Source organism: Actinomadura madurae, assembly GCF_900115095.1.
Taxonomy (GTDB): domain Bacteria; phylum Actinomycetota; class Actinomycetes; order Streptosporangiales; family Streptosporangiaceae; genus Spirillospora; species Spirillospora madurae.
The window spans coordinates 406,664-431,639 of record NZ_FOVH01000003.1 but is presented as its reverse complement, the minus strand read 5'-3'; the positions used below and the strand labels follow the sequence as shown (position 1 = coordinate 431,639).

Annotated in this window: 22 protein-coding genes; 7 read left to right on the top strand and 15 right to left on the bottom strand. The window is 71.3% G+C overall.

The genetic code is table 11. The annotated features are described in order from the left end of the window. The first annotated feature begins 11 nt into the window (after window positions 1-11). The 4 genes from BM339_RS11485 to BM339_RS11470 all read left to right on the top strand — a co-directional run bounded on the left by BM339_RS11485 (window position 12) and on the right by BM339_RS11470 (window position 1,821). Entirely contained in the window at window positions 12-536 is a 525-nt protein-coding gene (locus tag BM339_RS11485) for a DUF2231 domain-containing protein (RefSeq protein WP_021593220.1), read from the top strand. Beyond that, window positions 533-922 carry a hypothetical protein gene (locus BM339_RS11480; RefSeq protein WP_075020823.1) on the top strand — a complete coding sequence of 130 codons (390 nt, stop codon included), beginning with the start codon at window positions 533-535 and terminating at the stop codon, window positions 920-922. Before BM339_RS11485 ends, BM339_RS11480 begins: the two co-directional genes overlap by 4 nt. A gap of 69 nt (window positions 923-991) precedes the next feature. Beyond that, complete coding sequence (locus tag BM339_RS11475) at window positions 992-1,597, top strand: DUF2975 domain-containing protein (protein ID WP_075020822.1); 606 nt, start codon at window positions 992-994, stop codon at window positions 1,595-1,597. Beyond that, window positions 1,597-1,821 (top strand): helix-turn-helix domain-containing protein, encoded by a 225-nt coding sequence (locus BM339_RS11470; protein ID WP_021593223.1) that lies wholly within the window; start codon window positions 1,597-1,599, stop codon window positions 1,819-1,821. Before BM339_RS11475 ends, BM339_RS11470 begins: the two co-directional genes overlap by 1 nt. On the opposite strand, the gene BM339_RS11465 is transcribed toward BM339_RS11470, so the two are convergent. Next, window positions 1,822-5,457 (bottom strand): hypothetical protein, encoded by a 3,636-nt coding sequence (locus BM339_RS11465; protein ID WP_177287671.1) that lies wholly within the window; start codon window positions 5,455-5,457, stop codon window positions 1,822-1,824. Between the two features lie 920 nt (window positions 5,458-6,377). Next, window positions 6,378-7,802: an MFS transporter gene (locus BM339_RS11460; RefSeq protein WP_075020820.1), complete on the bottom strand. Its 1,425-nt coding sequence runs from the start codon at window positions 7,800-7,802 to the stop codon at window positions 6,378-6,380. Window positions 7,803-7,867: 65 nt separating this feature from the next. Between BM339_RS11460 and BM339_RS11455 the strand changes: the two genes are divergently transcribed. Then, a complete protein-coding gene (locus BM339_RS11455; protein WP_021593226.1) occupies window positions 7,868-8,392 on the top strand; it encodes a winged helix-turn-helix transcriptional regulator in 525 nt (174 codons plus the stop codon). On the opposite strand, the gene BM339_RS11450 is transcribed toward BM339_RS11455, so the two are convergent. From BM339_RS11450 to BM339_RS11390, 13 genes are all read right to left on the bottom strand, one after another. Beyond that, a complete protein-coding gene (locus BM339_RS11450; RefSeq protein WP_021593227.1) occupies window positions 8,389-9,063 on the bottom strand; it encodes a GTP-binding protein in 675 nt (224 codons plus the stop codon). The two genes, BM339_RS11455 and BM339_RS11450, sit on opposite strands and share 4 nt — an antisense overlap. Next, window positions 9,044-9,484, bottom strand: a complete 441-nt coding sequence (locus BM339_RS11445; RefSeq protein WP_075020818.1) for a DUF742 domain-containing protein — start codon at window positions 9,482-9,484, stop codon at window positions 9,044-9,046. The genes BM339_RS11450 and BM339_RS11445 overlap by 20 nt, the downstream gene beginning before the upstream one ends. Before the next feature lie 6 nt (window positions 9,485-9,490). Then, a complete protein-coding gene (locus tag BM339_RS11440; protein ID WP_021593229.1) occupies window positions 9,491-9,910 on the bottom strand; it encodes a roadblock/LC7 domain-containing protein in 420 nt (139 codons plus the stop codon). After that, window positions 9,907-12,966, bottom strand: a complete 3,060-nt coding sequence (locus BM339_RS11435) for a sensor histidine kinase (protein WP_075020817.1) — start codon at window positions 12,964-12,966, stop codon at window positions 9,907-9,909. Before BM339_RS11435 ends, BM339_RS11440 begins: the two co-directional genes overlap by 4 nt. 41 nt (window positions 12,967-13,007) lie before the next feature. Beyond that, window positions 13,008-13,505 (bottom strand): ATP-binding protein, encoded by a 498-nt coding sequence (locus BM339_RS11430; RefSeq protein ID WP_021593232.1) that lies wholly within the window; start codon window positions 13,503-13,505, stop codon window positions 13,008-13,010. A 141-nt stretch (window positions 13,506-13,646) separates the two neighbouring features. After that, on the bottom strand, window positions 13,647-14,228 hold the full coding sequence (locus BM339_RS11425) for a PadR family transcriptional regulator (protein ID WP_021593233.1): 582 nt from the start codon (window positions 14,226-14,228) through the stop codon (window positions 13,647-13,649). Window positions 14,229-14,357: 129 nt separating this feature from the next. Beyond that, window positions 14,358-16,142 carry a fatty acyl-AMP ligase gene (locus BM339_RS11420; protein WP_075020816.1) on the bottom strand — a complete coding sequence of 595 codons (1,785 nt, stop codon included), beginning with the start codon at window positions 16,140-16,142 and terminating at the stop codon, window positions 14,358-14,360. A gap of 6 nt (window positions 16,143-16,148) precedes the next feature. Then, a complete protein-coding gene (locus BM339_RS11415; protein WP_218163622.1) occupies window positions 16,149-17,891 on the bottom strand; it encodes an acyl-CoA dehydrogenase family protein in 1,743 nt (580 codons plus the stop codon). A 90-nt stretch (window positions 17,892-17,981) separates the two neighbouring features. After that, complete coding sequence (locus BM339_RS11410) at window positions 17,982-18,455, bottom strand: nuclear transport factor 2-like protein (RefSeq protein WP_021593236.1); 474 nt, start codon at window positions 18,453-18,455, stop codon at window positions 17,982-17,984. Between the two features lie 31 nt (window positions 18,456-18,486). Beyond that, entirely contained in the window at window positions 18,487-19,278 is a 792-nt protein-coding gene (locus BM339_RS11405) for an SGNH/GDSL hydrolase family protein (RefSeq protein ID WP_021593237.1), read from the bottom strand. A 77-nt stretch (window positions 19,279-19,355) separates the two neighbouring features. Next, entirely contained in the window at window positions 19,356-19,988 is a 633-nt protein-coding gene (locus tag BM339_RS11400) for an SGNH/GDSL hydrolase family protein (protein ID WP_075020815.1), read from the bottom strand. Continuing rightward, a complete protein-coding gene (locus BM339_RS11395) occupies window positions 19,988-20,245 on the bottom strand; it encodes an acyl carrier protein (protein ID WP_021593239.1) in 258 nt (85 codons plus the stop codon). Before BM339_RS11395 ends, BM339_RS11400 begins: the two co-directional genes overlap by 1 nt. A gap of 465 nt (window positions 20,246-20,710) precedes the next feature. Next, entirely contained in the window at window positions 20,711-21,715 is a 1,005-nt protein-coding gene (locus tag BM339_RS11390) for a sulfotransferase family protein (RefSeq protein WP_075020814.1), read from the bottom strand. 495 nt (window positions 21,716-22,210) lie between these two features. On the opposite strand from BM339_RS11390, the gene BM339_RS11385 reads away from it, so the two are divergent. Together BM339_RS11385 and BM339_RS11380 are read left to right on the top strand one after the other, a co-directional pair. Beyond that, entirely contained in the window at window positions 22,211-22,861 is a 651-nt protein-coding gene (locus tag BM339_RS11385; RefSeq protein WP_075020813.1) for a hypothetical protein, read from the top strand. A 91-nt stretch (window positions 22,862-22,952) separates the two neighbouring features. Continuing rightward, window positions 22,953-24,971 (top strand): flotillin family protein, encoded by a 2,019-nt coding sequence (locus BM339_RS11380; RefSeq protein WP_024935517.1) that lies wholly within the window; start codon window positions 22,953-22,955, stop codon window positions 24,969-24,971. Window positions 24,972-24,976: the final 5 nt, after the last annotated feature.

The following is a 24,976-nucleotide window of genomic DNA, read 5'->3' as shown; positions in this document are numbered from 1 at the left end:
AGGAGGTCGTCATGGACGATCCGCAGCACCGGGCGAAACGGCCGGTGAGCCTGCTCGCCGGCGGCTACGGCCACCCCCTGCACCCGATCCTCGTGACGGTGCCGATCGGGGCGTGGGCGGGCAGCCTCGTGTTCGACGTCGCCTCGCACCTGACCGGCGATCCGGCCGTCCTCGCCGAGGGCTCGCTGTGGCTCATCGCCCTCGGCATAGCCGGGGCACTGGCCGCCGCGGCGACCGGCTTCCTCGACCTGCTCGCCATCCCGCCGGGCAACCGCGCATTCCGCACCGCCCTGGTCCACATGTCCCTGAACCTCACCGTGGCCTTCGCCTACGTGGCCGGCTTCGGCTGGCGCATGGGCGACACCACCACCGCCGTGAGCGCGGCCCACATCGCCCTGTCGGCGGTGTCGCTCGCCGGCCTGGCCGTGGCGGGGTTCCTGGGCGGGAAGCTCGCCTACCGCTACGGCGTCCGCGTCGCCGACGAGACCACCCAGGCCGAAGGTTTCGGCCGCCCCACCGAAGGAGAACGCTCATGACCATCGCCGCACTCATCGCCTGGCTCATCACGGCCGCGGGCGGGTTCGTCATGCTGGGCACCTGGATCGCCCGCGGCGGCCCCCGCGACGGGTCGTCCCGGCTCCCCGTCCCGGTGATCTTCGGCCACGCCCTGCTGGCCGCCGCCGGCCTGCTCGTCTGGATCGCCTACCTGTTCACCGACACGACCGCCCTGGCCTGGACCGCGTTCATCGTCCTCCTGCCGGTGGCGCTCCTCGGCTTCGCCATGTTCGCCCGCTGGCCGCCCACCGCCCGCACCGAGAGCACCGCGCCCGAGCACGCGTTCCCGATCCCGGTCGTCCTGGGCCACGGCCTCTTCGCGGTCGCCACCCTGGCCCTGGTGCTCATCACCGCCCTCCAAGCCTGAGAGCAGGGCACTTGACGGCGGCATATCGTTTACCGTTACTATCGAAAAACGATATGCGAAGGAGCCGTCATGACCACCAGATCCCCCTGGACCCGAATCGACAGCCACGCCCTCGAACTCACCCTCGGCCTGGCCCTCCTCCTGGTCGGCCTGTTCCAGGCCCTCTTCCCGATCCTCGGAGTGACCGGCCCGTTCCCCCCGATCGACACCCGGAACGTCCGAATCGACAAAGCAGCGGAGGTGCCACCCCTACGATCCGGCGGCACGACCCTTCAAGGCACCAACGACGCCGAACTGGCAGTGGCAGACCCCACCCTCTGGGACCGCGTCCTGCTGGCCACCCCCCAGATCGTCCACGCCGCCCTGATCATCGTGATCCTGTCCATCCTCATGCGGATGGCCGCGACGTTCCGGACGGGCGACGTCTTCGTCCCGGCGAACATCCGGCGCCTCTACGCGATCGCCGTCGCCCTCCTGGTGACCGCCACCGCCGTCCCCGCCCTCGACATGATCACCACCGAGGCCCTGATCAGCGGCACCCCCCTCACCAACGCCGTCACTTCCAGCTACACCCTGCAGACCTCGACCGTCATCCTGTCCATCCTCGTCGCCGCCCTGGCAGGCGCGTTCGGCCACGGCACCCGCCTGCGCGCCGACACCGAGGGCCTGGTCTGATGCCCCCGGAAGACCCCCACCACATCTCCGTCCACCTGGACGCCCTCCTGGCCGAACGCGGCATGACCCTGGTAGAGCTGGCCGAACGCGTAGGCGTGACGCCGGTGAACCTGTCCATCCTCAAAAACGGCCGAGCCAAGGCAATCCGCTTCACCACCCTGAGCGCCCTGTGCCGGGAACTCGACTGCCAACCAGGCGACCTACTGACCCACGAGAAGCCTTGATCACCCTTCCTGCGGATCGAGCGTCGGCAGAGGAACCGGCCACGTCGCCTCCCGGCGCAGCCGCAGGACCGCGTGCCAGGCCAGTTGCGGATGGTTCGCCAGGAGTCCGCGGATCTCGGCGAGCCTGTCGAGCGGATGCCGCTCCTCGCGCCGCTCGCCGAGACCGCGGAGCCACTCGGCGGAGTCCTTCGGGTTCTCGACGAACAGCCGCACGAGGGTCGCGGCGATCGCGAGGTAGGTCCTCGCCTGCACGGCGAAGGTGCGCGCGGTGAGGCTCAGCCCCCGCTCCGGCATCGTGGCGATGCCCGCTTCCAGGTCGTCCCCGGTGACGGGGGTGTCCGCGCAGGCGGCCAGCCACTCCAGCAGGGCGGCCGTCCCCTCCTCCTCGGCGGCGGCCGCCGCCCGCAGCTGGGCTCCCATGACCGCGGCCACGTCCTCGGCGATCATCTCCCGGGCCAGGTGCTCCAGTTCGAGGCGGGACTCCCCCTCCGCCGCCAAGGCGGCGAGCGCGCGCACCGAACGGATGAGGTCGCGCGCCAGCCCGGCGGTCATCACATGGCACAGCCACACGTACGGCACGGGAAGGGGAACGCCGCGCCGGTTCAACAAAGCCATGGCCTCCTCCCCACGCAGCGGCGGGACTTCCACGACCGTGTCGAAGGCACTGTCGAAGGTGTCCCTGACCGACAGGCTGCGCCGCCCGAACGCGGCCAGGGCGTCCTCCGAGACGGTCACCAGGAAGTAGCAGCCGGGCACCCCGAAGATCACTTTGAGGTCGTTGAGGAACTGCTCCGCCGCGCCCGCCGTCGCGATCTTGTCCAGCTCGTCCACCCCGATGACGACCTTGTTGCGGTCCGCCCGCCGCTCGGTGCCGACCATCCTCAGCAGTTCCTGGAAGTCGGCGACCAGGCCCGGCAGGCTCTGCGCCTGCTCGGTCTGCTGCACGGCGAGTTGCCCGCCGACCTTGCCGCCGCCCGGGACCGCCATCTCGCCGGTCGCGGTCCGGGTCACCGCCTGCTGGTACCGCAGCCGCCGCAGATGGGCATGGGCGGCGACCTGCGCCCGCGTCATGCTCCGCAAGTGCGGCCTGCGGTTGAACAGCAACAGGGTGGACACCCCCGCCGCGATCAGCAGTCCGCCACCGGCGAGCAGATACACCCGCGCCTGGTCCGGCAGCAGTCCCACCACATCAGCGATCTTCGCCCGGTACAGCGTCCCCACGATGAGAGCGAGCCCCGCGCCGACCGCGGCCCACGGAAGCACATGCATCGCCAGCATCCGGATCCGCCGAGCGGGCGCGGGCCTGGGCCCCCGGTCACCAACCACCCGCTCGCACACGCGGATGAACAGGTGCGTCAGAAACTCGCGCGAGTCGTACGCGGTCGGGGCGTGCACGAGCAGCCGCAGGTCGTTGTCAGGGTGCCGCTCCGGGTCGCACAACTGCCGCAGGACGGTGCTCTTGCCCGCCCCGCGAACGCCGCTCAACCCGATGCTGGCGCTGCTCAGCTCCTCGATGAGCAGCGAGACACGGCGGCTGGCGTCGGTCGGGACGAAATGGTCATCGCGCTCATCGGTCCCGCTCAGCGGTTCGAGCTCCAGCCCGTGGAGCTCGGTCGTGTAGGCGGGAGGCTCCTCGCCGAGCCGCTCGTTCAGCAACGGCAGCAGCCCGTCCCGCGCCATGGCCCGGACCCAGTCCCGGTAGGTGCGCTCTAGAGCGGGCCTCAAATGCGAGAGCGCGTCCAATTGAAGCCACTTGGCCGGATCACGCGACCGCACCGCCCGCCGCTGCCCCGCGGCCCGCCGAAACGACGCCCACAGGAGCACCGAGATCAGCAGCACCACCCACGCGACGAAGATCGCATCAGAAGCCCCACCCCACCGGCCACGCGCAACGAACAACCCGGCCAGCAGGGCTCCAGCGCCTGCCGCGATGACGAGATAGCCGGTGACGAACCGGCTGAGAAAAGGCAGATCCGCCGCCTTCTCGAACGCCAGCAGCGCCTCGTCGAACCGCTCCCCCCGCTCCCGCGCGGGAGTCTCCACGGCAAGCGGGTCATCATCGATCAACTCCGCGGCCAACGCCTGGAGCCGCGCCCGCGACCGCGCCGGCTCCCGCTGATCGACCCGCCGCAGCACCTCCGGGAGGCCGAGCACCTCCACCAGAACCGCCTCCCGAGCGAACGCATCAAGCCGCTCACCCCGCGCCACAGGACCAGGCCCAGCGCCCGATGCCTGCCCTGTCTCGGCGTCCCCGAACTCACGATGGGAATCCGGACCATTCGCGGCGAGCAGGTCCGGAATCTGCCGATACCGGAACTGGTAGGCCCCACCCACCACCCGCACCACACCCTGCTGCCGCGCCTCTTCCAGGAACGACAACGGCCGCCAGGGCAGCCGGCCCCGAACAGCGAAGATCACTACGGACAGCGCATAGAGACCCACACTCGACGCCGACAGGATGTTGAAGGCCACCCCGGCGCCCAGGAAGACCCCGTTCTCGACCCTCGCGTCCGTCACCCCGGACCCGATCGCGAGTCCGCCCGTGACACCGACGAGAGCAGCAAAGGCCATCCGGAAGACGAGACTGCGACGGAACTGCACGACCGGCTCAGTGGTCTTCCACACTGGCATCCGAACCGCGAATTGAGCGAAGCCACCTGCGACCAGCAGGGCGGCCAACCATGTGACACCCCATATGGAGGCCGCGATGACATTCGGCGTGGACGTACCGAAGCACCCTGCTAGAAGAACGCCTCCGACAAGAAGATCGAGTACACCGACTGGCAGGGCCAAGGCCCAACGGGGCAACCGTCGACGTAGGAGCCACCAGCTGAAGTCGCCGGGCACGCCGTCACCCGACCGCCGGGCGATCTCACCCAGCCATGACCGCTCCCGTCCGTTCCTCGGATACAGCCGGTCGATCCAGTCGGAGAGCAGCCGCTCGGCGACCCCCGACGCGTTCAGCGAGCCGAAGTCGGGCAGCGGACGGCGGTCGTCCAGGTACGCCGACCGGACGAGCCTGATGTTGGCGGGCAGGCTCAGGGCCTGCGCAAGCGCTCCGTCCCGCCCGAGTTCCTCCCGCCACCGATTCCAGCCGGGATAGTCCGCCTGCGGGAGCAGGCTTTCCAGGTAATGGACGACCCGTGGGAAGGGGACCGGCATCAGCCGGAGGACGAGGGCGCGCCGCAGCGGCTCGCCCTGCCTGCTGCCGACGGCCCGCCCCAGGGAGCCGTCCCGCGCGACGATCACCAGCGGGTCGTCCACACGCACGGCCGAGTTGATCCGGCGCAGCGCCCACCCGGCCTTCTCGACGGGCAACTCGTCGAACCCGTCCAGGATCGGGATGATCCGCCGTCTGCCGACGAGGTCGCGGGCGACCTCGGAGGGCAGCCCGTACTTCTCGGCGATCAGCTCGGCAAGCCAGTCCTCGAAGGGCTGCCGTGCGGGATCCCAGGCCGCCATGGAGACCATCACCGGAACCGGCCCGTCCGGACGCCGGCGCTCCAGGAGGGCGAGCACCAGGACGATCGCGGTCGTCGTCTTACCCGATCCGGGAGGTCCAGTGATCACCCAACCCCCCGGCATCACACGCTGGAATATGTCGCCGATCTCCGAAAGGTCGACGGTCTCCAGCACGACCCCCTCATCGGAACCGCGTACCTCCAGCGGAATGGGCAGAGTCCCCCCGTCGTCCTGCCCCGACCTCGCCAATTCCGCGGTCCACTCCGACCGAACCGCCGCCGCGAGCGCCGCCAGGACCCCGGCGCCACCCCGGTAGCCCCACCCATTGCGATACCGCGCCAAGGCGACCACAGCAGCCACGAAAGCCACCGTCGCCGCACCAATGATCTCCGTGTACGGGATATCAGTCAGAGATGCACCGACCCCTACGCCGGTGGTCACGAACACGCCAAGCACCAAAGACGACCGCGATGACCAGGGCACCCCCTCATGCTGGCAGGGCTCTCATCGCAGCGACGGGCTTTCATCCACTACCGGTCAACTGCACGACTCACAACAGCGCACCGGACACAAACCCCGATCACCGGCCGCGCCGAGCAACCGGCAACCGCGCAGTGAGCAACCGCCGAACGCGCAGCGAGCCACTCTCAGGCGCGTGGCCAGCAACCCTCAGCCACGGGGCGAGCAACCACCGGGCGGGGGTGAGCAACCGTCGGGCGGGGGGTGAGCAACCACAAGGCACCAACCAGCCAGTTGGGCGGGGATGCGCAACCGTCGGGCGCGGGACAGCAACCGTCGGGCGGGACGACCCCAACCGGTACAGCAACCCCAAACGGCCCAAACCGTCGCGATTGCGTCCGAAGGCAGGTTCGAGCGAAGCAAGAACCTGATCGCGAAGCGAGCCGCTAGGCGAGCCGGAGCGATGCAGCGATCGCACGTGGTTTTTGGGGTTGGGGCCCCCAGGGCCCCAACCCCAAAAACCACAATAAATACAGCAGGCACCTCTCCGGATGAGGTGCCTGCTGTGCGGGTTCCGGACGAACCGGGCCTTGCGGTCCGGGTCAAGGCTTCGCCCGTCTCCCGTGTCTTCGGGGTTATGAGGCGCCGGCGATCACTTCCGTTTCTGGCTCGGGGACGGGGCGGGTCGGCTGGAGGCGGCGGGGGGTCATGCCAAGGGCGGCGATCGCTGCGATCACCATGAACCCCCCGACCATCAGCCAGGAGTTGACATAGGCGGTGTGGGCGTCGGCGTAGCCGTGCGGGGTGCCGAGGACGGCGACGGCGAGGCTGACGCCGAGGACGGTGCCGATCTGCCGGCTCATGTTGACCACGGCGCTGCCGGTGGCGTAGCGGTGGGAGGGCAGGTCGGCGGCGGAGGCGGACAGGATGGTGGGGAGGGCGAGTCCGACGCCCGTCCCGCCGATGAGCCAGCCCGGCAGCATCTCCGTCGCGTAGGCGGGCGCCGGGCCGAGGCTCATCGCGATCATGACGACGCCGAACGCGCAGAGCATGCACCCGACGGCGGTGATCAGACCGACGGGGACGCGCGCGGCGACGAGGCGTCCGGCGATGAGCGCCATGATGGGGACCATCAGCGGGCCGGGCGCGACGGCGAGCCCGGTCTTGATGGGCGAGTAGTGCCAGACCTGCTGCATCCAGAGGACGCCGAGGAGCAGGTTGGCGGCGAACGCGACGGTGAAGAGCAGGATCGCGGCGTTGGACCAGAAGAAGGTGCGGACGGCGAGGAGCGCGGGTTCGATGACGGGCGCGGGGTGCCGCAGGGACCGCAGCCAGAACCAGGTGAGGCCGAGCAGGGCGGCGCCGATCACGAGGGTGGTCTGCTCTCCGGGCCAGTCATTGACCTTCACGACGCCGAGGGCGAGCAGCGCGACGGCGAGGGTGAGGACGGCGGTGCCGGGGAGGTCGGGGACGCGGGCGGTGGCGCCTTCGCGCGAGTCGGGGACGAGCCGGACGGCGAGCACGACGGCGGCGATCCCGATGGGGATGTTGACTTCGAAGACCCAGCGCCAGGAGACGTCGACGAGGACGCCGCCGATCGCGGGGCCGGCCGCGGCGGCGAGCGCGGAGGCGGCGGACCAGATGCGGACGGCGCCGCCGCGGCGGGCGGCGGGGAAGGCCGACAGCAGGAGCCCGAGGCTGGTGGGGATGAGGGCGGCGGCGCCCGCGGCCTGCAGGACGCGGAAGGCGACCAGGGACCACAGGTCGGGGGCGGCGGCGCAGGCCTGGGAGGCGAGGGTGAAGACGATGAGGCCGAGGACGAGGCCCTTCTTGCGGCCGTAGCGGTCGGCGAGCCGCCCGAGCGGGACGAGCAGCGCGGCGAAGACGATGGCGTAGCCGTTGAGGACCCAGGACAGGTCGGCCATGGACTGCCCGGCGAAGTCGCGGCCGATGTCGTCGAAGGCCACGTTGACGATGAACAGGTCGAGGCCCGCCATGAAGGAGGCGACGGAGAGCACCGCGAGCACCGGCCCCGTGCGCACCTGACTTTGTTCCACCATAGTCAGGGAGGCTAGCGAGCCACCTGACTTTGGTCAAGCGAAGTCAGCAGGTTTATAGTGGGCGGGTGACAATCGCACTTGAGGGGCACTTCGCCGACCGTGACGCCTGGTCGATGCAGAACTGCCCGGTCGCGAGGACCCTGGCCGCGCTCGGTCCGCCGTCGGCGGTCCTGGTGCTCAGCGAGGCCTTCTTCGGGACCAACCGTTTCGGTGACTTCGTGCGCAACCTGGGCATGACCGAATCGGCCGTCACCGCCCGGCTGCGCCATCTCGTGGACTTCGGCCTGCTCAGCAAGGAGCCCTACCAGGAGCCCGGGCAGCGCACGCGCTACGAGTACCACCTGACGAAGATGGGCCTGGACCTCGCGCCGACCCTCGTCAGCCTCATGGAGTGGGGCGAGAACTACCTGCCCGGCGACGAGGGGCGCCAGGTCATGCTGACCCACAGCGACTGCGGCGAGCGGGTGACGGCGCAGGTCAGATGTGCCGACGGGCACGACGTCGGGGTCGACGAGATCGTCATGGGCCCGCCGGAGACCGACGACCGGCCCGGCGGGCAGGGAGCGGCGGACCGGGGAGCGGCGGACTAGGAGGCGTGCCGGGTGCCGCCGGCGAGCCGCAGCGCGTGCTCGACCAGCGACACCAGCACCTGCTTCGCCGACCCCGCGTGCCGCGCGTCGCACAGCAGGACGGGGACGTGCGGGTCGATGTCCAGCGCCGAGCGGATCTCGGGCGGCTCGTAGTGGTCCGCGTCGTCGAAGCAGTTGACGGCGACGATGAACGGGGTGCCCTTGCGCTCGAAGTAGTCGATCGAGGCGAAGCTCGCCATCAGCCGCCGCGTGTCGGCGAGCACGACCGCGCCGAGCGCGCCGCGCGACAACTCGTTCCACATGAACCAGAACCGCTCCTGGCCGGGCGTCCCGAACAGGTAGATCGCGACGCCGTCGCGCAGCGTGATGCGGCCGAAGTCCATCGCCACCGTCGTGGTCGTCTTGGCGGCGACGCCGTCGAGGTCGTCCACGCCGACGCTCGCGTCGGTCAGCGCCTCCTCGGTGCGCAGCGGCCGGATCTCGCTGACCGCGCCGACCAGCGTCGTCTTCCCGACGCCGAACCCGCCGGCGACGAGGATCTTCAGCGCGACGCGCGGGCCGTCCGCCCGCTCGTCGGTCTCGTCCTGGACGGGATCGTGGCCCGTGGACGGGGAGCGGCCCCCCGCGCCCCCCGGGCCGGCTTCGTCGAGACTAGAGCGCACGGAGCTCATCGAGCACCCTCCTGAGCAGGTTCGGGTCGTTGTGCGGCTGGACGTAGACCGGTGTCGTCGGCGACGTCGGCGAGGGGGGCGCGGACCACCGCTGGACGTCCACGAGCCCCGAGTCGATCAGGTCGCCGGCCAGCACCCGGATCACGCCGAGCGGCAGGTTCAGGTCCGAGGCGAGGTCGGCGAGCGCGTGCGGACGCCGGCACAGCGCCAGCAGCCGGCGCTGCTGGCGCGACAGCCGGCCCGGCTCGGGCGGCTGCCGGCCCGTCGCGACGAGGATCGCCACGATGTCCAGGTGCTCGCCGCTCGCGCGGGTGCGGCCGCGCGTCACCGCGTAGGGGCGGACGATCGGCCCGGCGGCGGCATCGAGCCATCGCTCTCTGCCGGGACCCCGAGGAGCACCGGGAACGTCGCTGGGGTCCATGCCGGGTCACCTGTGTCCGGGGCCGGGCGCGCCCTGTCTCAGTCCGGTGGACAGCTGCCTGCCGACCCGCTTGACCAGCATCGTCATCTCGTAGGCGACGAGGCCCGCGTTCGCGCCGACCTCGCTGAGCAGGGCAAGGCAGCTGTTGGCGCCGGCGGGGACGACGAAGAACAGGCCCTTGTCCATCTCGATCATCGTCTGCCGGATCTCGCCGGAGTCCAGCTGCGGGCGCGCCCCGACCGCGAGGCTGTGGAACCCGGCGGCGAGGGCCGCGAGGTACTCGGAGTCCTCCCGCCCGACGCCCCGCGACATGCCCATCACCAGCCCGTCCCTGGACAGGACGACGACCTTGCGGACCTGCGGGACCCGGTCGACCAGATCGTCGAGGAGAAAGTTCAGCTCGGCCGCGACTCCCTGCTGGGTCATGATCTTCCCTCCATGCCGTTCGCGGGACCCTCGGCGGGCCCTTCGTCCTCGTCCCGGCCGCGCAGCCAGCCCGCCTGCAAGGACGCGAACAGGTCACGGGAGGCCTCCGCCGACCGCTCCTCCCACGCGGCGACCGCGTCGTCGGGGTAGGTGGTGGCGGCGGGCTCCTCCTGATAGGTGTCCTGGTCGCGCAGCTGCGGCGCCAGGTTGCCGCCGCGCACCCGGCGCGGCAGCGGGGCCCGCCCGCCGCCCGACGCCTGCGCCTGCCCGAACGGACCGGTCTGGCCGAACGACACGGCGCCCTCCCCGAAGGAGGCCGGCGTCTCGTACTCGCCGCTCGACCCGGCGTAGGGGTCGTGGCCGTAGGCGGGGATGTGCGGCCCGCCGGCCTGGAACGGGCGCGTGGCGTCGAACGCCGGCGGCGACCCGTGCGACGGTGGGGTCCCGTACGACGTCGGGGTCTGGGCACCGTCGTCGAACCCCACCGTCGCGTCATACTCCGGCTGGTCCTCGTAGGACGCCGGCGCTTCGGGCGGCGCGGACGTGTCGTACACCGGGGCGTTGAGCATCGCCGTGGACGACGGCGCCTGCTCGGGCCAGGCCTTCAGCGACCCGTTCGCCGGCGTCGCCCCGTTCTGCGGGGCGGCTCCCGCCCGCGCGACCGGGACGTCTCCGCGCGGGGCGCCCTCGGCCATGTTCTCGTCCTCGGGCTGGTCGACGTCCACGATCAGCTGCCGCGGGATCAGCACGACCGCGCTGACGCCCCCGTAGAGGGACGGCTGGAGGGCGACCCTGATGCCGTGCCGTCCGGCGAGCCGGGAGACGACGAACAGGCCGAGCCGGTCGGTGACGGCCAGGTCGAACTCCGGCGGCCGCTGCAGCCGCAGGTTCAGCGCGTCCAGTTCGGACTGGTCGAGCCCGATGCCGCGGTCGATGATGTCGACGGCGAACCCGTTCGCGCCCATCTCGCCGCGGACGAGCACCTCGGTCGGGGCCGGGGAGAACACCGTCGCGTTCTCGATCAGCTCGGCGAGCAGGTGGATGATGTCGGCGACGGCCTCGCCGATCACCGCGGCCTGCCCGGACACCACGACGACCTCGACCCGGGTGTAGTCCTCGACCTCGGCGACCGCGGCGCGCAGCACGTCCTCGACGTGCACCGGACGGCTCCAGCCCCGGCCCGGGGACGTCCCGGACAGGATGACCAGGCCCTCGGCGTGGCGGCGCATGCGGGTGGTGAGGTGGTCGAGGCGGAACAGGTCCTCCAGGACCTTGGGGTCGGACGCGTCGCGCTCCATCTCGTCCAGCATCCGCAGCTGCCGGTGCAGCAGCGACTGGCTGCGCCACGCGACGTTGAGGAACACGCGGCTGATGCCCTGCCGCAGGTAGGACTCGCGGACGGCGGTCTCGATCGCGGTGTGCTGCACCTTGGTGAACGCGTCGCCGACGCTGGCGACCTCGCGGCTCCTTCCGATGACGAGCGGCGGCGCCTCGGCGTCCACGTCCACCTCCTCGCCGCGTCTCAGCCGGGCGACGACGCCGGGCAGCCGGTCCTCGGCGAGGTTCAGCGCGGCGCGCTGGAGCCCGCGCAGCTCCCGCGACAGGCTGCGCGCGGCCAGCAGCGACAGGATGATGGACGCGATCACCGCGAGCAGCCCGAACCCGCCGGCGAGGACCAGCCGCATGATGATCCGCTCACCGATGGGCTTGGCCATCTCGTTGAGCGCGAGGCTCGCCTCGGTGACCCGCTGCGCCCAGGCCTGCGACAGCAGCTGGGTGGTGGCCTGCCAGTCGGCCGCCTCGGGCGGCAGCCGGTCGCCGCGCGCGTTCACGATGGCGGTCTCGGCCGCCCGGTACCGCTTGAACCCGTCGGTCGCGGCGAGCTGCTGGAGCGGTCCCCGGATCTGGTCGTTGAGGTCGGCGAGCCCGGCGTCGAACTCGCGCCGCCCCTCGGCCGCCCACTGGACGAACGCGGTGTGCTCGGCCTGGGTGAGCCGCCCGTTGCGCGCCATCGCGGCGGTGACGAGGGAGTCCTGCCGCAGCATGTAGGCGCGGGCGTTGCCGACGCTGATCAGGGCGCGGCCCTGGGTGAGGATCGCGACGTCGTTGACCGTCACCAGGCCGTCGAAGACCTTGATCACCTGGTCGAGCATGGTGCTGTAGGAGTTGATGACCTCCAGCGGCTGGACCTGCCCCGAGTCGACCCGGGCGCGCAGCTGCGGCAGCCGGTCCAGCGCCTTGATCGCCTCGGCGAGCCGCTGCTTGGTCTCCGGTTCGGCCGCGTCCCGCGCCTCGGGCGACAGCGCGGTCCCGCGGAACGCCTTCTCGACGGCGCTCACCCGGGCGCGCTGCCCGCCGAGCTTCTGCCGGTCGGCGGGGTCGCGGGTGCTGAGCGCGACGACGCTGAGGGAACGTTCCGCCTGGAGCTGGTTCACCAGGTAGATGCCGGGAAGGCCCATCTTCTCGTACGTCGTCGAGAAGTCGTACTTGTCGAAGGCGTCGCCGAGCGTGATGTTCGCCGCGAACGCCCACAGGGTGATGAGGGACACCAGCGGGACCAGCAGCAGCGCCGTGATCCGCAGCCGGATCGGGCGCCGCCGCCGGCCCGTGCGGCCGGACGCGTCGTCGCGGGGTGTCTTGGAGGTCATCGGATTCACTACCTCATGCCGGGGTGCCGGGGGGTGCGGGGGTGAGGGGCGAGCCTCGTCCAGGGCCGCGCGGGCGACCAGGCCGCGCAGCCGGCCCGAGATCATCTCGACGGCCTGCGCGTGCCCGCGCACGGCCCGCTCCCGCGTGGTGTACTGCCCGATGTCCGCGTGCATCGCGTGGTCGGACACGATCGTCTGCCATAGCAATGGCCTTCCGTTCGCCGCGAGTCCGAGGTCGATCACGGTGAACCAGGTCGAGACGACCACGACGACGGCGCCGACGCGGATGACGTCCTGGGCGACCAGGCGTCCGCGCACGTCGAGCAGGAGCCGCTGGGCCTCCTCCGCCGTGGCGCGCAGTCCGTCCGACCGGTAGTACTCGGGGGACCTGTGGAGATCACTGGGCATGGCACATCCCATCGCCGTACCGGGAATGCGAGGGAAGGTGCTCAGTGACCGGGGTGGTCGTCCCGCGGCCAGGCCAGCACCTCGCACCAGACCGACTTGCCGGACGGCGTGTGGTCGGTGCCGTGCCGGTCGGCCATGACCGCGACGAGGAACCAGCCGCGGCCCGTCTCCTCCATGAGGTCGACCTGCCGGGTCCGGGGGACGGCGGCGCTCTGGTCGTGCACCTCGATCCGGAGCCGGGCGCCGGCGCGCAGCAGCCGCAGGCAGAGCGCGGCGCCGGGGATCGGCGCGTGCCGGACCGCGTTGGTGACGAGCTCCGACACGAGGACCTCGGCGTCGTCGGCGACGTGCCCGATGCCGGACGCGGTGGTGACGGACCGGCTGAAGCGGCGCGCCCGGGGAACCGACTCCCGTTCGGCGGGCAGCGTCAGCTCGCCCAGCAGGATCGGGACGGGTTCCTCCATCGCCCGGAGGTCGTGCGGTGGTGTGGTGGTGGCCAGGGTGCTAGGGAGTTCGATGGTGTGGTGTTCGCCCGACATGATGAACGCCTCCTTGACTAAGGCGTGTCGCCCGGGTGCGGCCCGGCCGGGATGCGAGGCCGCGTTGGGCGTGGGGGGATGGTGCAGGTGCCGCCGCCGTTCGGGCGGACGGCGGCACGGTGTTCGAGGGGCGCGGGCCGGTCATGACGGTCCGCCCTCCTCGGCTTGGGCGTCCGCCCGCGCGCGAAGCAGCCGGGCGGTACTGGTGAACCACTCGTAGTTCTCCTGCTCGAACCGGCGTCCGCGCAGGCAGGTGAGGTAGGGGCCGAGTGGGGACCCGGTGCGCAGGAACGTCTCCTCGTCCAGGTCGCCGCGCAGGTGCTTCAGGGTGCGCTCGAAGACCTCGATCTTGGCGGCGGAGGCCACCGCCCGGTCCTCCAGCTGCGCGATGACGGAGTCCGCGGAGATGTGATCCACGGCCTGCACCATGACGAGCAGGTTCTCGCGGATGATGCCCGGCTTGGCGGGGGTGGTGGCGAACCGCTCGAGCTCGGCGACGCCGGCCTCGGTGACGGTGTACACGCGCTTGTTGGGACGGTCGTGCTGGATGATCTGCCGCCCGCTGATCAGACCTTCCGTCTCCAACCTCGACAGCTCCGAGTAGAGCTGCTGCGGTACGGCGTGCCAGAAGTTGGAGACCGACAAATCGAAGATCTTGGCCAGCTGGTAGCCGCTGTACTCGCCGTCGAGCAGCGCCGCCAGCACCGCGTGACGTAGCGCCATCGGCCTTCTCTCCCCGCCTTGACTCAGGGTGATGCCCGACGTTACCAGACAACGACATGATTAGTCATCATTTTGACTAGTATCGGTTGGTTCGGATTTTGACGATCTTCGGACCGCCCGGCCGGGCGGTCACGCGCGTGCCCGGCGGAGCTCGTCCACGCCAGGTTCGAGGTCGCCGGCGAGCGCGGTGATCTCCCCCTTGAGGAAGGCCGCGCGGGTCAGGCGGCGCTGCATCTTGCCGCTCGTGGTGTGCCGGACGGTGCCCCGCGCGGCCAGCACGACGCTGACCGCGGGCAGCTCGAACGTCCGGGCGACGCGGGTCCTGATGAGCGAGGCCAGCTCGTCCAGCGGCGTGCCGGCGGCGGCCCGGGTGCTGATCTCCTGGACGATCACGACCTGCTCGCGGCTGCCGTCCACGGACCCGCCGACATCGGCGTCGATGGCCCCGTCGATCGCGAACGCCGCGCCGACCAGCGCGGCCGGATGCGCCGCCCGCGCCGTCTCCTCGATGTCGTGCGCGTGGATGTTGCGGCCGTTGACGATGATCAGGTCCTTGATCCGCCCGGTCACGTACAGCTCGCCGCCGGCGATGAAGCCGAGATCGCCGGTCCGCAGGAACGGGCCCTCGCCGCCGGCCGTGCGCGCACCGAAGGTCGCCATGCTCTGCTCGGGGCTTCCCCAGTAGCCGTGGGCGACGCTTCCGCCGCGGACCCAGATCTCGCCCACGCGCCCCTCCGGCCGCTCTGCGCACGTCTCCGGGTCGACGACGCGGACGTCCAGGCTCACCGGCCGCCCGCTGCTGACGAGCCGCCTGGCGCCCTCCGGCCCGTCGCGGGGGACGGCCTCGTCCCGGGTGAGGGCCTCGGCGTCGAAGTCACGGACGACCGGCCCGCTTCCCAGGGGCGCGGCGGTGACGAGCAGCGTCGTCTCGGCCATCCCATAACAGGGCATCCACATGCTGCGCCGGAACCCGACCGGGGCGAACCGCTCGGCCATGGCGTCCAGCGTCGCGGCCCGGACCGGCTCCGCGCCGTTCTTCACGACCCGCAGCGACGACAGGTCCAGGCCCTCCAGCTGCCGGTCGGTGACCCGGCGCAGGGCCAGCTCGTACCCGAAGTTCGGCGCGACGGTGATCGTCCCCCGGTAGCGGGTGATCAGCTCCAGCCACAGCACGGGACGCTTGATGAACGCGATCGGCGAGGTGAACACGTACCGGCAGCCGAGGTAGAGCGGCTGGAGGAACTGACCGACCAGCCCCATGTCGTGGTAGTGCGGCACCCAGCCGACGCCGACCGTGTCGGTGCTCCCCTCGATCCGGCGCTTGATCTCCTCGCCGTTGCTCAGCAGGTTCCCGTGGGTGACCATCACGCCCTTCGGCTCGCTGGTCGAGCCCGAGGTGTACTGCAGGAACGCGACCGTGTCGGAGTCGAAGCCCCGCGGCGTCCAGGCGCCCGGATCGGACTCCTTGCCCGCCTGGGTGTCCAGGCAGTGGACGCGCCCCTTCAGCCCCGCGGCCGACAGCCACGCGTCGAGGGTGCCCTTGTGGGCGGTGTCGGTGAGGATCAGCGCGATGTCGGCGTCCTCGATGATCCGGCGGGTGCGTCCGAACCGGCCGGCGTCCAGGTCGGGTAACGGCGCCGGGACGGCGATGACCCGCGCGTACAGGCACCCCAGGAACGCCGTCAGGAACTCAAGGCCCTCCGGATACAGCAGCAGGACGGCCCGGTCCCGCAGCCCCCGCGCTTCCAGGCGCCAGCCGAGGACGCGGGCCTTGCGGTCCAGTTCGGCGAAGCCGAGCACGTTCTCCTTGTACTTGCGGCCCGGTTCCTCGCTGATGAAGGTGAACGACCGGTCGTCGCCGTGCGCCCGGATGTTCTCCCGGGCCAGCGACACGAAGTCCTGGTAGGGCGGCATGAGGCCTCACTCGTCCTCGGCCAGCGACAGCAGGGAGAACCAGCCCCGCTCGCCGGCGTGGAACATCGCGGCCTCCAGCGACGGGAGGAAGTCCTCCGACAGGACGGTGTCGGGCTGCGCGCGCTGGAGCAGCCGCTGCAGGCACAGGACGAGCCACTCCCCCTCGGCGAACGGGCCGCCGAAGGCCTGCCGGTTGTGCAGCCACGTCAGCATGCACGAGACCATCGCGTGCAGCTCGCAGTACCGCTTCGCCCGCGCCAGCGCCGCCACCGACGAGGAGTCGCCCTCGTTCGCGCGGATGCCGTGGTCCACCTTGGCGCGCAGGCCGCCGATGCCCGACAGCAGGTCCTTCAGCTCCGCCGCGACACCGGGCGCCGCGTGCGCGTTCGCCGCGGACAGCACCTCCTCGGCGATCTGCTCGAACCGCTGGCCGACCTCGTCGCGCCCCTCGTTGGTGAGCTGGAGCAGCCGGCCGTCCGGCTCCCACGCGGGCGGGGTCCGCGTCCAGCAGAACAGGTCGGCGAGCAGCTCGTCCTCGCGGCCCGTCTCCTGCAGCGGCTCGATCAGGTACGGCAGCTGCCCGGCGACGTTGGCCAGGTTGACGTGCGTGGTGCCCTCGAAGATGCTCGCGATCGCGTGGTCGCGCTGGAGCTTCTGGAACACCCCGTGCGCCACGCCCTCGCGCAGGTAGCCGCGCGCCGCGAGGACGGTCCCGATGCTGGCCACGACCTCCTCCCCCATGACCGGGACGAAGTACTTCACGATCGACGACCACAGGCTGAGCCGCCCCGGCGCGACCGTCAGGCAGCGCGCCACCGGGATCGCCACGCACTCGGCGATCAGCAGGTCCAGATGCGCCTTGACCAGGTGGTCGCGGATGACGGGGATCTTGTAGATGTCCGAGCCGTAGAGGGTGCGCTGCCGCGCGTACTCCATGCCGATGCGCACGACCGCGTCCATCGTCCCGACCGACAGCGCCGCGATCGCCGTACGGGTGATCTGCAGGGTCTTCAGCGTCTGCACGAGCCCGGACCCGCGCCGCCCGATCACCCGCTCGGCCGGCAGCCGCGCCCCGGAGAACGCGACCCCGCTGAGGTCGTGGCCGCGCAGCCCCACCGTCCGCACCGGCGGCAGCGTCGACCAGGAGGCCGGGTCGATCTCCCGCTTGTCGACCAGGATGAGCGAGAAGTCGCGCGGTCCCGTCTTGGCATAGGTGGTGACGAACCGGCCGCGCGTGGCGTTGCCCACCGGCCACTTCACCCCGGTCAGCACCAGCTCGCCGTCCCGGATCTCCGCCTCCGACTCCGAGGCCATCACGTCGCTGCCGTGATCCGCCTCCGAGACGCCGAAACAGGCCAGGTCACCGCACAGCACACCGTCCGCGACCGTCTTGCGCTGCCAGGCGTCGCCCCACAGCCACACCGGGTTCACGGCCAGCAGCCCCGACCCGTACATCACCGCCACGGTCACGCTGCGGCGCGAGATGCCCCGGGTGACGAAGAACAGCTCTTCAAGCGTCGTCAGCCGCCCGCCGAGCGGCGCGGGCACCAGGTACTTCGGGAAACCCCAGGCCCGGACGGCGTCGACCGCGCCCGGCGGGATCTCGTCGCGCTCCTCCGCCTCCACGATCGCCTTGTAGGAGAACGGCCCGGCCTCGTCGTCCATGGGGTCGCCGAGGAAGCCGTCCAGGTCGGCGGCGATCCGGTGCGCCGGCGACAGCGTCTCAAGGGACAGTTTCTGACGGGGCACGGCCCGGTGGGACGCCGTGCCTGGCGGTGCGGGGTGTACGGGAACCTTACTGTCCATCTTTCCTTCGACTCCCTTTGTCTGGGTCGCTCCCTAAACCTGCGCGGTACCGGACGGGCCCCCCGTTTCCCCTGCGGCCCCCGCGCCGCCGGCGTCCGCCACGCCGCCGGCGTCCTGCACGTCTTCCATGCGCTTCCCGACCACCCGGGCGAGCGTCATCGCCGCCGGAAGCGGGCGGACCATGACGGTCAGGCCGGTGACGAGGCCGGTGTCGCCGAACCTGATCAGATCGAGCCCCTGCACGGCCTTGCCCATCACCCGGGCGCTGAAGATCAGCGCCTGCGCGGGCGGGCCGGTGCCGTTCGCCGGCCGCACCAGCTCGTCGGTGTAACGGAAGTCCTCGAAGACCTCCAGCAGCACCCCGAGCAGCGCGGCGACGGCGTCGCGGCCGAGATAGGGCTTCACCATCACCGGGCTGTGGAACTCGATGCCGGGATCGAGCGCACCGGTGATCGCGGCGAGATCCTTGGCCTCCACCGCCGTTCGGAACGTTCCGGGGACCGTCATCCGGGCTGCTCCCTTCGCTTGCCTGAGCCGGTCAGTTCACCGTCCGGGGCGGGACGGCGCCGGCGGGGGGCGTGTGCGGTGCGGGGAGGCCGGGCTCGGGAGCGGGCACGGCGGCGCGGGCGAGATCCTGCGCCCACGCCCGGTACCCGGCGGCCGACGGGTGGAAGCCGTCGGCCGCGAAGAGCCGCCGGTCGCGCGCCATCGCCTCGTCCATGGGGACGTGGACCGCGCCGCCCACGGCGGCCGCCTCGCTCGTGATCAGGTCCATCGCCCGCGCCCGCGCGCCGAGGACGGACCGCAGCGGCCGCGGCAGGGCGGGGAACCGGTGCACGGGCGGCATGCCCGCGACGAGCAGCCGCGCGCCCGGGTAGCGGTCGCGCAGCGCGGCGATGAGCTCGGTCATGTCCGCCGTCCAGCGGCGCAGCGGCCGCCGCCGGATCAGGTCGTTGATGCCCGTGGTGACGACCACGAGGTCCGCCGCGGAACCGTCCGGCGCGGGCACCAGCCCGGTCGTGATCCGGCGGGCGGTGGCGCCGTTCTCGCCGGACAGCGTCCACGCCACGCCGCGCCGCAGCCGGTCCCGCAGCGCCTCCGCCAGGAAGCCGGGGAGCGCCTCGGCGTGCAGCGACGCGCCGACGCCGACGGCGGTCGACTCGCCGAGCACGACGACCCGGTAGTCCGGTCGCCCGTCTTCCGGGCCCTTCCCGGGACGCGGGCCGGCGGCGAGGCCGTGCTCGTCGCCCGCCGCCGGGTCGAGCCGCGGCGTCCGGCGCACCGTCCGCCATGCCTGGACGACCAGGACGGGAGCGAGCGGGATCAGCATCGCCGAACGGGAGACGCGGACAGCGGCGAAAGGTCTTTTCATCTGTTTCCCAGACTGCAGGTTGGGGCCCCCGAGACTCAGATCACCCGCTCGCTGAGCAGGCTTTTTGCGATGTGCGCGATCACCTCCGCGACATAGGCGTGACCTCTCGGATTGAGGTGGATTCCGTCCGGACTCCACATCACCGGGTCGGCGACCCGGGCCACGGTCTCCCGTTCCGGAAAGGTCATTCCGAAGTCGCGCGCGACGCGCGCCAGCTCCATATTGAAGTCATGAATGCGCTGCACGGTCCGTTTCTTGCGGAACTGCGAGATCGGGGATATGTCGAGCAGCGGGGGACGCGGCACCGGGATCGCCAGCATCACCGCGCCGCGGTCGCGGGCCCAGCCGTACAGCTCGTCCAGCCGGCGGGCCGCGTCCGCGGGCTCGAAGCCGCGCAGCGCGTCGTTCATCCCGCAGCCGAGCACGACCAGGCGCGGCCGCAGGTCCCGGACGAGGGGCAGCTGGTCGCGCGCCACATCGTCGATCTTCGCGCCCGGGTCGGAGACGTTGAGCACCTCCTCCCGGGGAATCCCCAGGTGAAGGGCCAGCCGCCCGGCCCAGCCGAGCCAGCCGCCGGCCGGGTGCGGGTCGTCCTGGCCCTCGGCCACGCTGTCGCCGAGCACCACCATGGCGGGCCCGGCGGCGCCGTCCGCGGGCCGGCCGCCCATCACGCGACGAGGTCGAGCAGGTAGTCGGTGAGGTCGGTCACCGTCTCCCGCCGCCTGGCCTCGGCCACGTCGACCTCGACCTGCAGATGGTCCTCGATGTCGCTGATGATGCTGATGGCGTAGACCGAGTCGACACCGTAGCGGGCCAGTTCGACCGCGGGATCGATGTTCTCCGCGGGCCGGTCCAGGTAGAAGGCGATCCTGTCAAGAAGCCACGATTGCAGCTCGTCGTGGGAAATTGTTTCCGATCGGGTCACCGCACTCCTCCTTATGTTAAGAGGATCATCGAATCAATCGCGATAGTCATCGGAAGACGAGCAACACGCAACATACAGCCAAATGGGGGGCGTGTCTCGACCCGGATGTGAACGATCGGACACGGGCATGTCTCCGACCCGTAAACCCAGTCAGCAGGCCGGTAAAAACGGCGACAAGTTACTCGCTGGTAGCCTGTTCCGATATGGGCCCAGCCGGAACGCCCGCCGGCATCTCGGTTCCCGCCCGCCCCACCGATCCGTCCTCCCCCGGGGGACTCGCGAGGGCACGCTACCTGCGTCGTTCCCCAGCAGGCTCGCCATCGCGGCCCGTCCCGCCCGGCGACAAGTGGGCACGTTCCATGAGAATTTCGGACAACCTTCCAGACCCGCCCGCCGCAGGGCAGTCAGGGATGACTTTCTCGGAAGACAGATTCACCTGTCCCTGGCGGACGTGACCTCAGCCGGTCACTCCGGGGACACGGGACCGCTCAGCCGCGACTCGACCGGGTTCGACTCCCGGGCCTGCGCGAGCCGCTCCAGGGCGGCGTGCGCGTGCCGCGACCGCCAGCGGTGCGCCGCGAGCCGGTGGAACTTGGCGAGCTGCGCCGCGGGGGGACGCGCTCCCCCGGTCAGCTCGTAGCCGTTCTGGACGAGCCGCGAGGCGAGGACGTGCTCGACCAGGTCGGCCTCCCAGTCCTCCATGCGCTCGCGCCAGGCCCCGACCTGGCGGGTGTTGACGGCCTCGTGCGTGTGCAGGTGCCACTTCCGCGAGGCGGGCACCGTCCGCCGGGCGTGCCGGTACGCCCGGGTCATCTCGGGGTCGTACTCCTCGCCGAGGAAGGCGCACAGCTTCACCAGCGCCTCCTCGGGCTCCGCGACGAGGTCCTCGTAGCGGAACTCGTAGAAGGTGTCCGGGCCGAGCCGCTCCCGCAGGTGGCGGCCCGTGTCGACCGCCTCCCGCCAGGTCAGGGCCGCGGCGTGGATGTCGCCGTCGAACCAGGGCATCCGCGTCAGCGAACTGACCGCGTCCCGGCCGTCCCGGAGGAGGTGGACGAACTGCGCGTCCGGGAACATCCGCTGGAGCATCGACACCCGGCGGAAGTAGCTCGGTCGCTTGTCCCCCCAGCGCGGCTTGCCGTGCTTGCGCGCGTACGCGCGGAAGACGGCCGCGATCGCGGAGCCGAGCGTCGGCGGCGCGTTCACGATCTCCTCGATCGCGTCGCCGGCGTCCAGGTCCAGGACCCTGAACTTGGTGTTCCTGCCGTGCACGATCCACTCGGCCAGCGCGCGCCGGTTCTCCGACAGCTCCAGGTCGCCGAAGTCGTGCCGCACCTCGTACGCGGTATGCACGAACCTCGTCTCGGACGGGAACGCGATGCGCCGATGCGAGTGCAGCATCTGCTGCAGCAGCGTCGTCCCCGATCGCGGGCATCCGAGGACGAAGATGGGGCGGCAGGACTCCGTTGTCATGTCGCGGCACCGTACCCGCGGTCCCTGAGACGAACCTCCAGCAAACCTCAACGAACGCTGAAGGCCGCCCCGGCGCCCCGCCGGAGAGGCCATCCGCCGTCTTCGCGAACGGCCAGGTCAACGGCCCGGGACCGGCGATCGAACAGTAAAAGACTTCCCTGTAGCCGAGAAGTAAGCTAAAGTAACGATCGGTGTGCCGGGAAGCCTGGTCGGCGAGACAGGAGATGTCTGCGACCAGGAGGGCTGATGATTCCCCGGCACTTTCTCATCGCGCACCCTGCACCGCGCAGTGCCGTGCCGTCCCGCCGCAGGCCTCACCACCTGCGATCCGTGACCTGGGCGCACGACTTCCCAGATAGCTGAGCACGTCTCCCTTCGTCGATCGACCTCGTCGATCGACCTGCTCCGATCGACGAAGCCTCTTCGGCGCCGGCCGGCCGCGTTCCGCCGCTCCGGCGCGATCCATGACGTCTCGACCCGGAAGCGTGCACTCCCATGGGCGAATTCATCGATGCGGCGTTCGGTTTCCCGACGGCGCTGTTCAGCTTCTCACTCCTCGTCGTGGCCGCCTACTGGACGCTCGTCCTGCTCGGCGGCCTGGACCTCGACTTCCTCGGCGCCGGCGCCGATGCCGACACGGGGGCCGGCGCCGGCGCCGAGGACGGCACGGCCGGCGGGCTGCTCGGGCTCGGCGGCGTCCCGGCCACCGTCGGGCTGTCGCTGCTGATCGGGCTCGCGTGGTTCGTCAGCCTCGCGGGGGGGGCGCTGTTCGAGGGCGCCGCGGCGCGGGTCCTCGTCCTGCCCGTCGCGCTGGCCGCGGGCTGGGCCGGGACGCGGCTCGCCGTCCGCCCGCTGCGCGGCGTCTTCCAGCACCGGGCCGAGGCGTCGCTGCGCGACTTCGTCGGGCTGCCGTGCGTGATCCGCACCGGCCGGGTCGGCCCGGACTTCGGCCAGGCCGAGGTCACCGCCGCCGACGGCTCGTCCGCCGTCGTCCAGGTGCGGCAGCCCGCCGCGGACGTGCCCGTGGCCGGCGCCGCGGAGGGCCTCGGGCTCACCGCCGGCAGCATCGCGCTGATCTTCGACTTCGATCCGGAGGGCCGCTTCTTCTGGGTCATGCCGCACGACACGGCCGCCGACCTCCGCTGAGCCCCCGCGACACCCACCCGCGGTAAAGACCCCGCGCCCCACCCCGCGACACAGACCCCCGCGACCTCACCCCCGGCAGACAGGGATATCGATGGACACCATCACGATAGGAGCCGGCGTGCTCCTCGCTCTCGCGCTGCTCGTCACCCTCGGCCTCGTGCTGATGGTGACCCGGTTGTTCCGCAAGGTCGACCAGGGCCGCGCGCTCATCATCTCCAAGCTCAAGAAGGTCGACGTCACCTTCACCGGTGCGATCGTCCTGCCGGTCCTGCACCGCGCCGAGTTGATGGACATCTCGGTCAAGACGATAGAGATCGAGCGGACCGGGCGGGACGGCCTGATCTGCAAGGACAACATCCGCGCCGACATCCGCATCACGTTCTTCGTCCGCGTCAACAAGACCGTCGAGGACGTCGTGAAGGTCGCGCAGGCCATCGGCACGGAGCGGGCCAGCAGCCAGGAGACGCTGCAGGAGCTGTTCGCGGCGAAGTTCTCCGAGGCGCTGAAGACCGTCGGCAAGCACCTCGACTTCGCCGACCTCTACACGCGCCGCAACGAGTTCCGCGACCACATCATCCGCGTGATCGGCACGGACCTGAACGGCTACAGCCTTGAGGACGCCGCGATCGACTACCTGGAGCAGACGCCCCTGCTCTCCCTGGACAGGTCCAACATCCTGGACGCCCAGGGCATCCGGAAGATCACCGAGCTGACCGCGATCGAGCACGTCCGCACCAACGAGCACGCCCGCAACGAGGAGAAGGAGATCACCCGCCAGAACGTCGAGGCGCGCGAGGCGATCCTGGAGCTCGAACGCCGCCAGGCGGACGCCGAGCTGCGGCAGGAGCGCGAGGTCGAGACCGTCCGCGCCCGCGAGACGGCGGAGATCGAGCGGGTCAAGGCCGAGGAGCGGCTGCGGGCGCAGCTCGCGCACATCCGCACCGACGAGCAGCTCGGCGTCCAGCACGAGAACAAGGACCGCGAGGTGTCGGTCGCCGCGAAGAACAAGGAGCGCGTCCTCGCGATCGAGAGCGAGCGGATCGAGAAGGACCGCGTCCTGGAGGTCATCGCCCGCGAGCGCGAGACGGAGCTGACCCGCATCGCGGCCGACAAGGAGGTCGAGGCGGAGAAGCGCGAGATCGCGAACGTCGTCCGGGAGCGGATCGCGGTGGAGCGGACCGTCGCCGAGCAGGAGGAGGGCATCAAGCGGCTGCGCACGGTCGAGGAGGCCGAGCGGGCCCGCCAGTCGGTGATCATCCACGCGGAGGCCGAGGCGCAGGAGAACCTGGTCAAGGACATCAAGGCCGCCGAGGCGGCCGAGGCCGCCGCCGAGCACCGCGCCCGCGAGGAGCTGACGATGGCCAAGGCGCGCCAGGAGGCCGCCGAGATGGACGCGCAGGCCAAGATCCGGCTGGCCGAGGGGCTGCGCGCGGAGGCCGCCGCGAGCGGGCTGGCCGAGGTCCAGGTCCGCGAGCGCGACGCCGAGGCGATCGAGAAGGTCGGCCGCGCCGAGGCCGCCGTCGCCCAGGAGAAGGCGCTGGTCGAGGCCGCGCGCATCCGCGACAACCTGCGGGCCGAGGCGGAGGGCCTGTCGGAGAAGGCCGGCGCGATGGCCGCGCTGGACGAGGCGTCCCGCGAGCACGAGGAGTACCGGCTGCGGCTGGAGGCCGAGAAGGACGTCCGGCTGGCCGGCATCGAGGTGCAGCGCAAGGTCGCGGAGGCGCAGGCCACCGTCCTCGCCACCGGGCTGGAGCAGGCCGACATCAACATCGTCGGCGGCGACTCGGTCTTCTTCGACAAGCTCGTCGGCTCGATCGCGCTGGGCAAGAGCGTCGACGGCTTCGTGCAGAACTCCGATGTCGCGCAGTCGGTCGCCGGTCCCTGGCTGGACGGCTCGTCGAGCCTGCCCGGCGACCTGTCCCGCCTGCTGGGCTCGGTCGGCACCGGCGGCGTCCGCGACCTGACCCTGTCGGCGCTGCTGCTGCGCCTGATCAAGTCGGGCGGTCCGGAGAGCGCCGGCTTCCAGGACCTGCTGGACACCGCCCGGCGGCTCGGCATCGCCGAGGCGCCGCTGAGCGAAGTCAACGGAACCACACTGACCGCCAACTGATCACA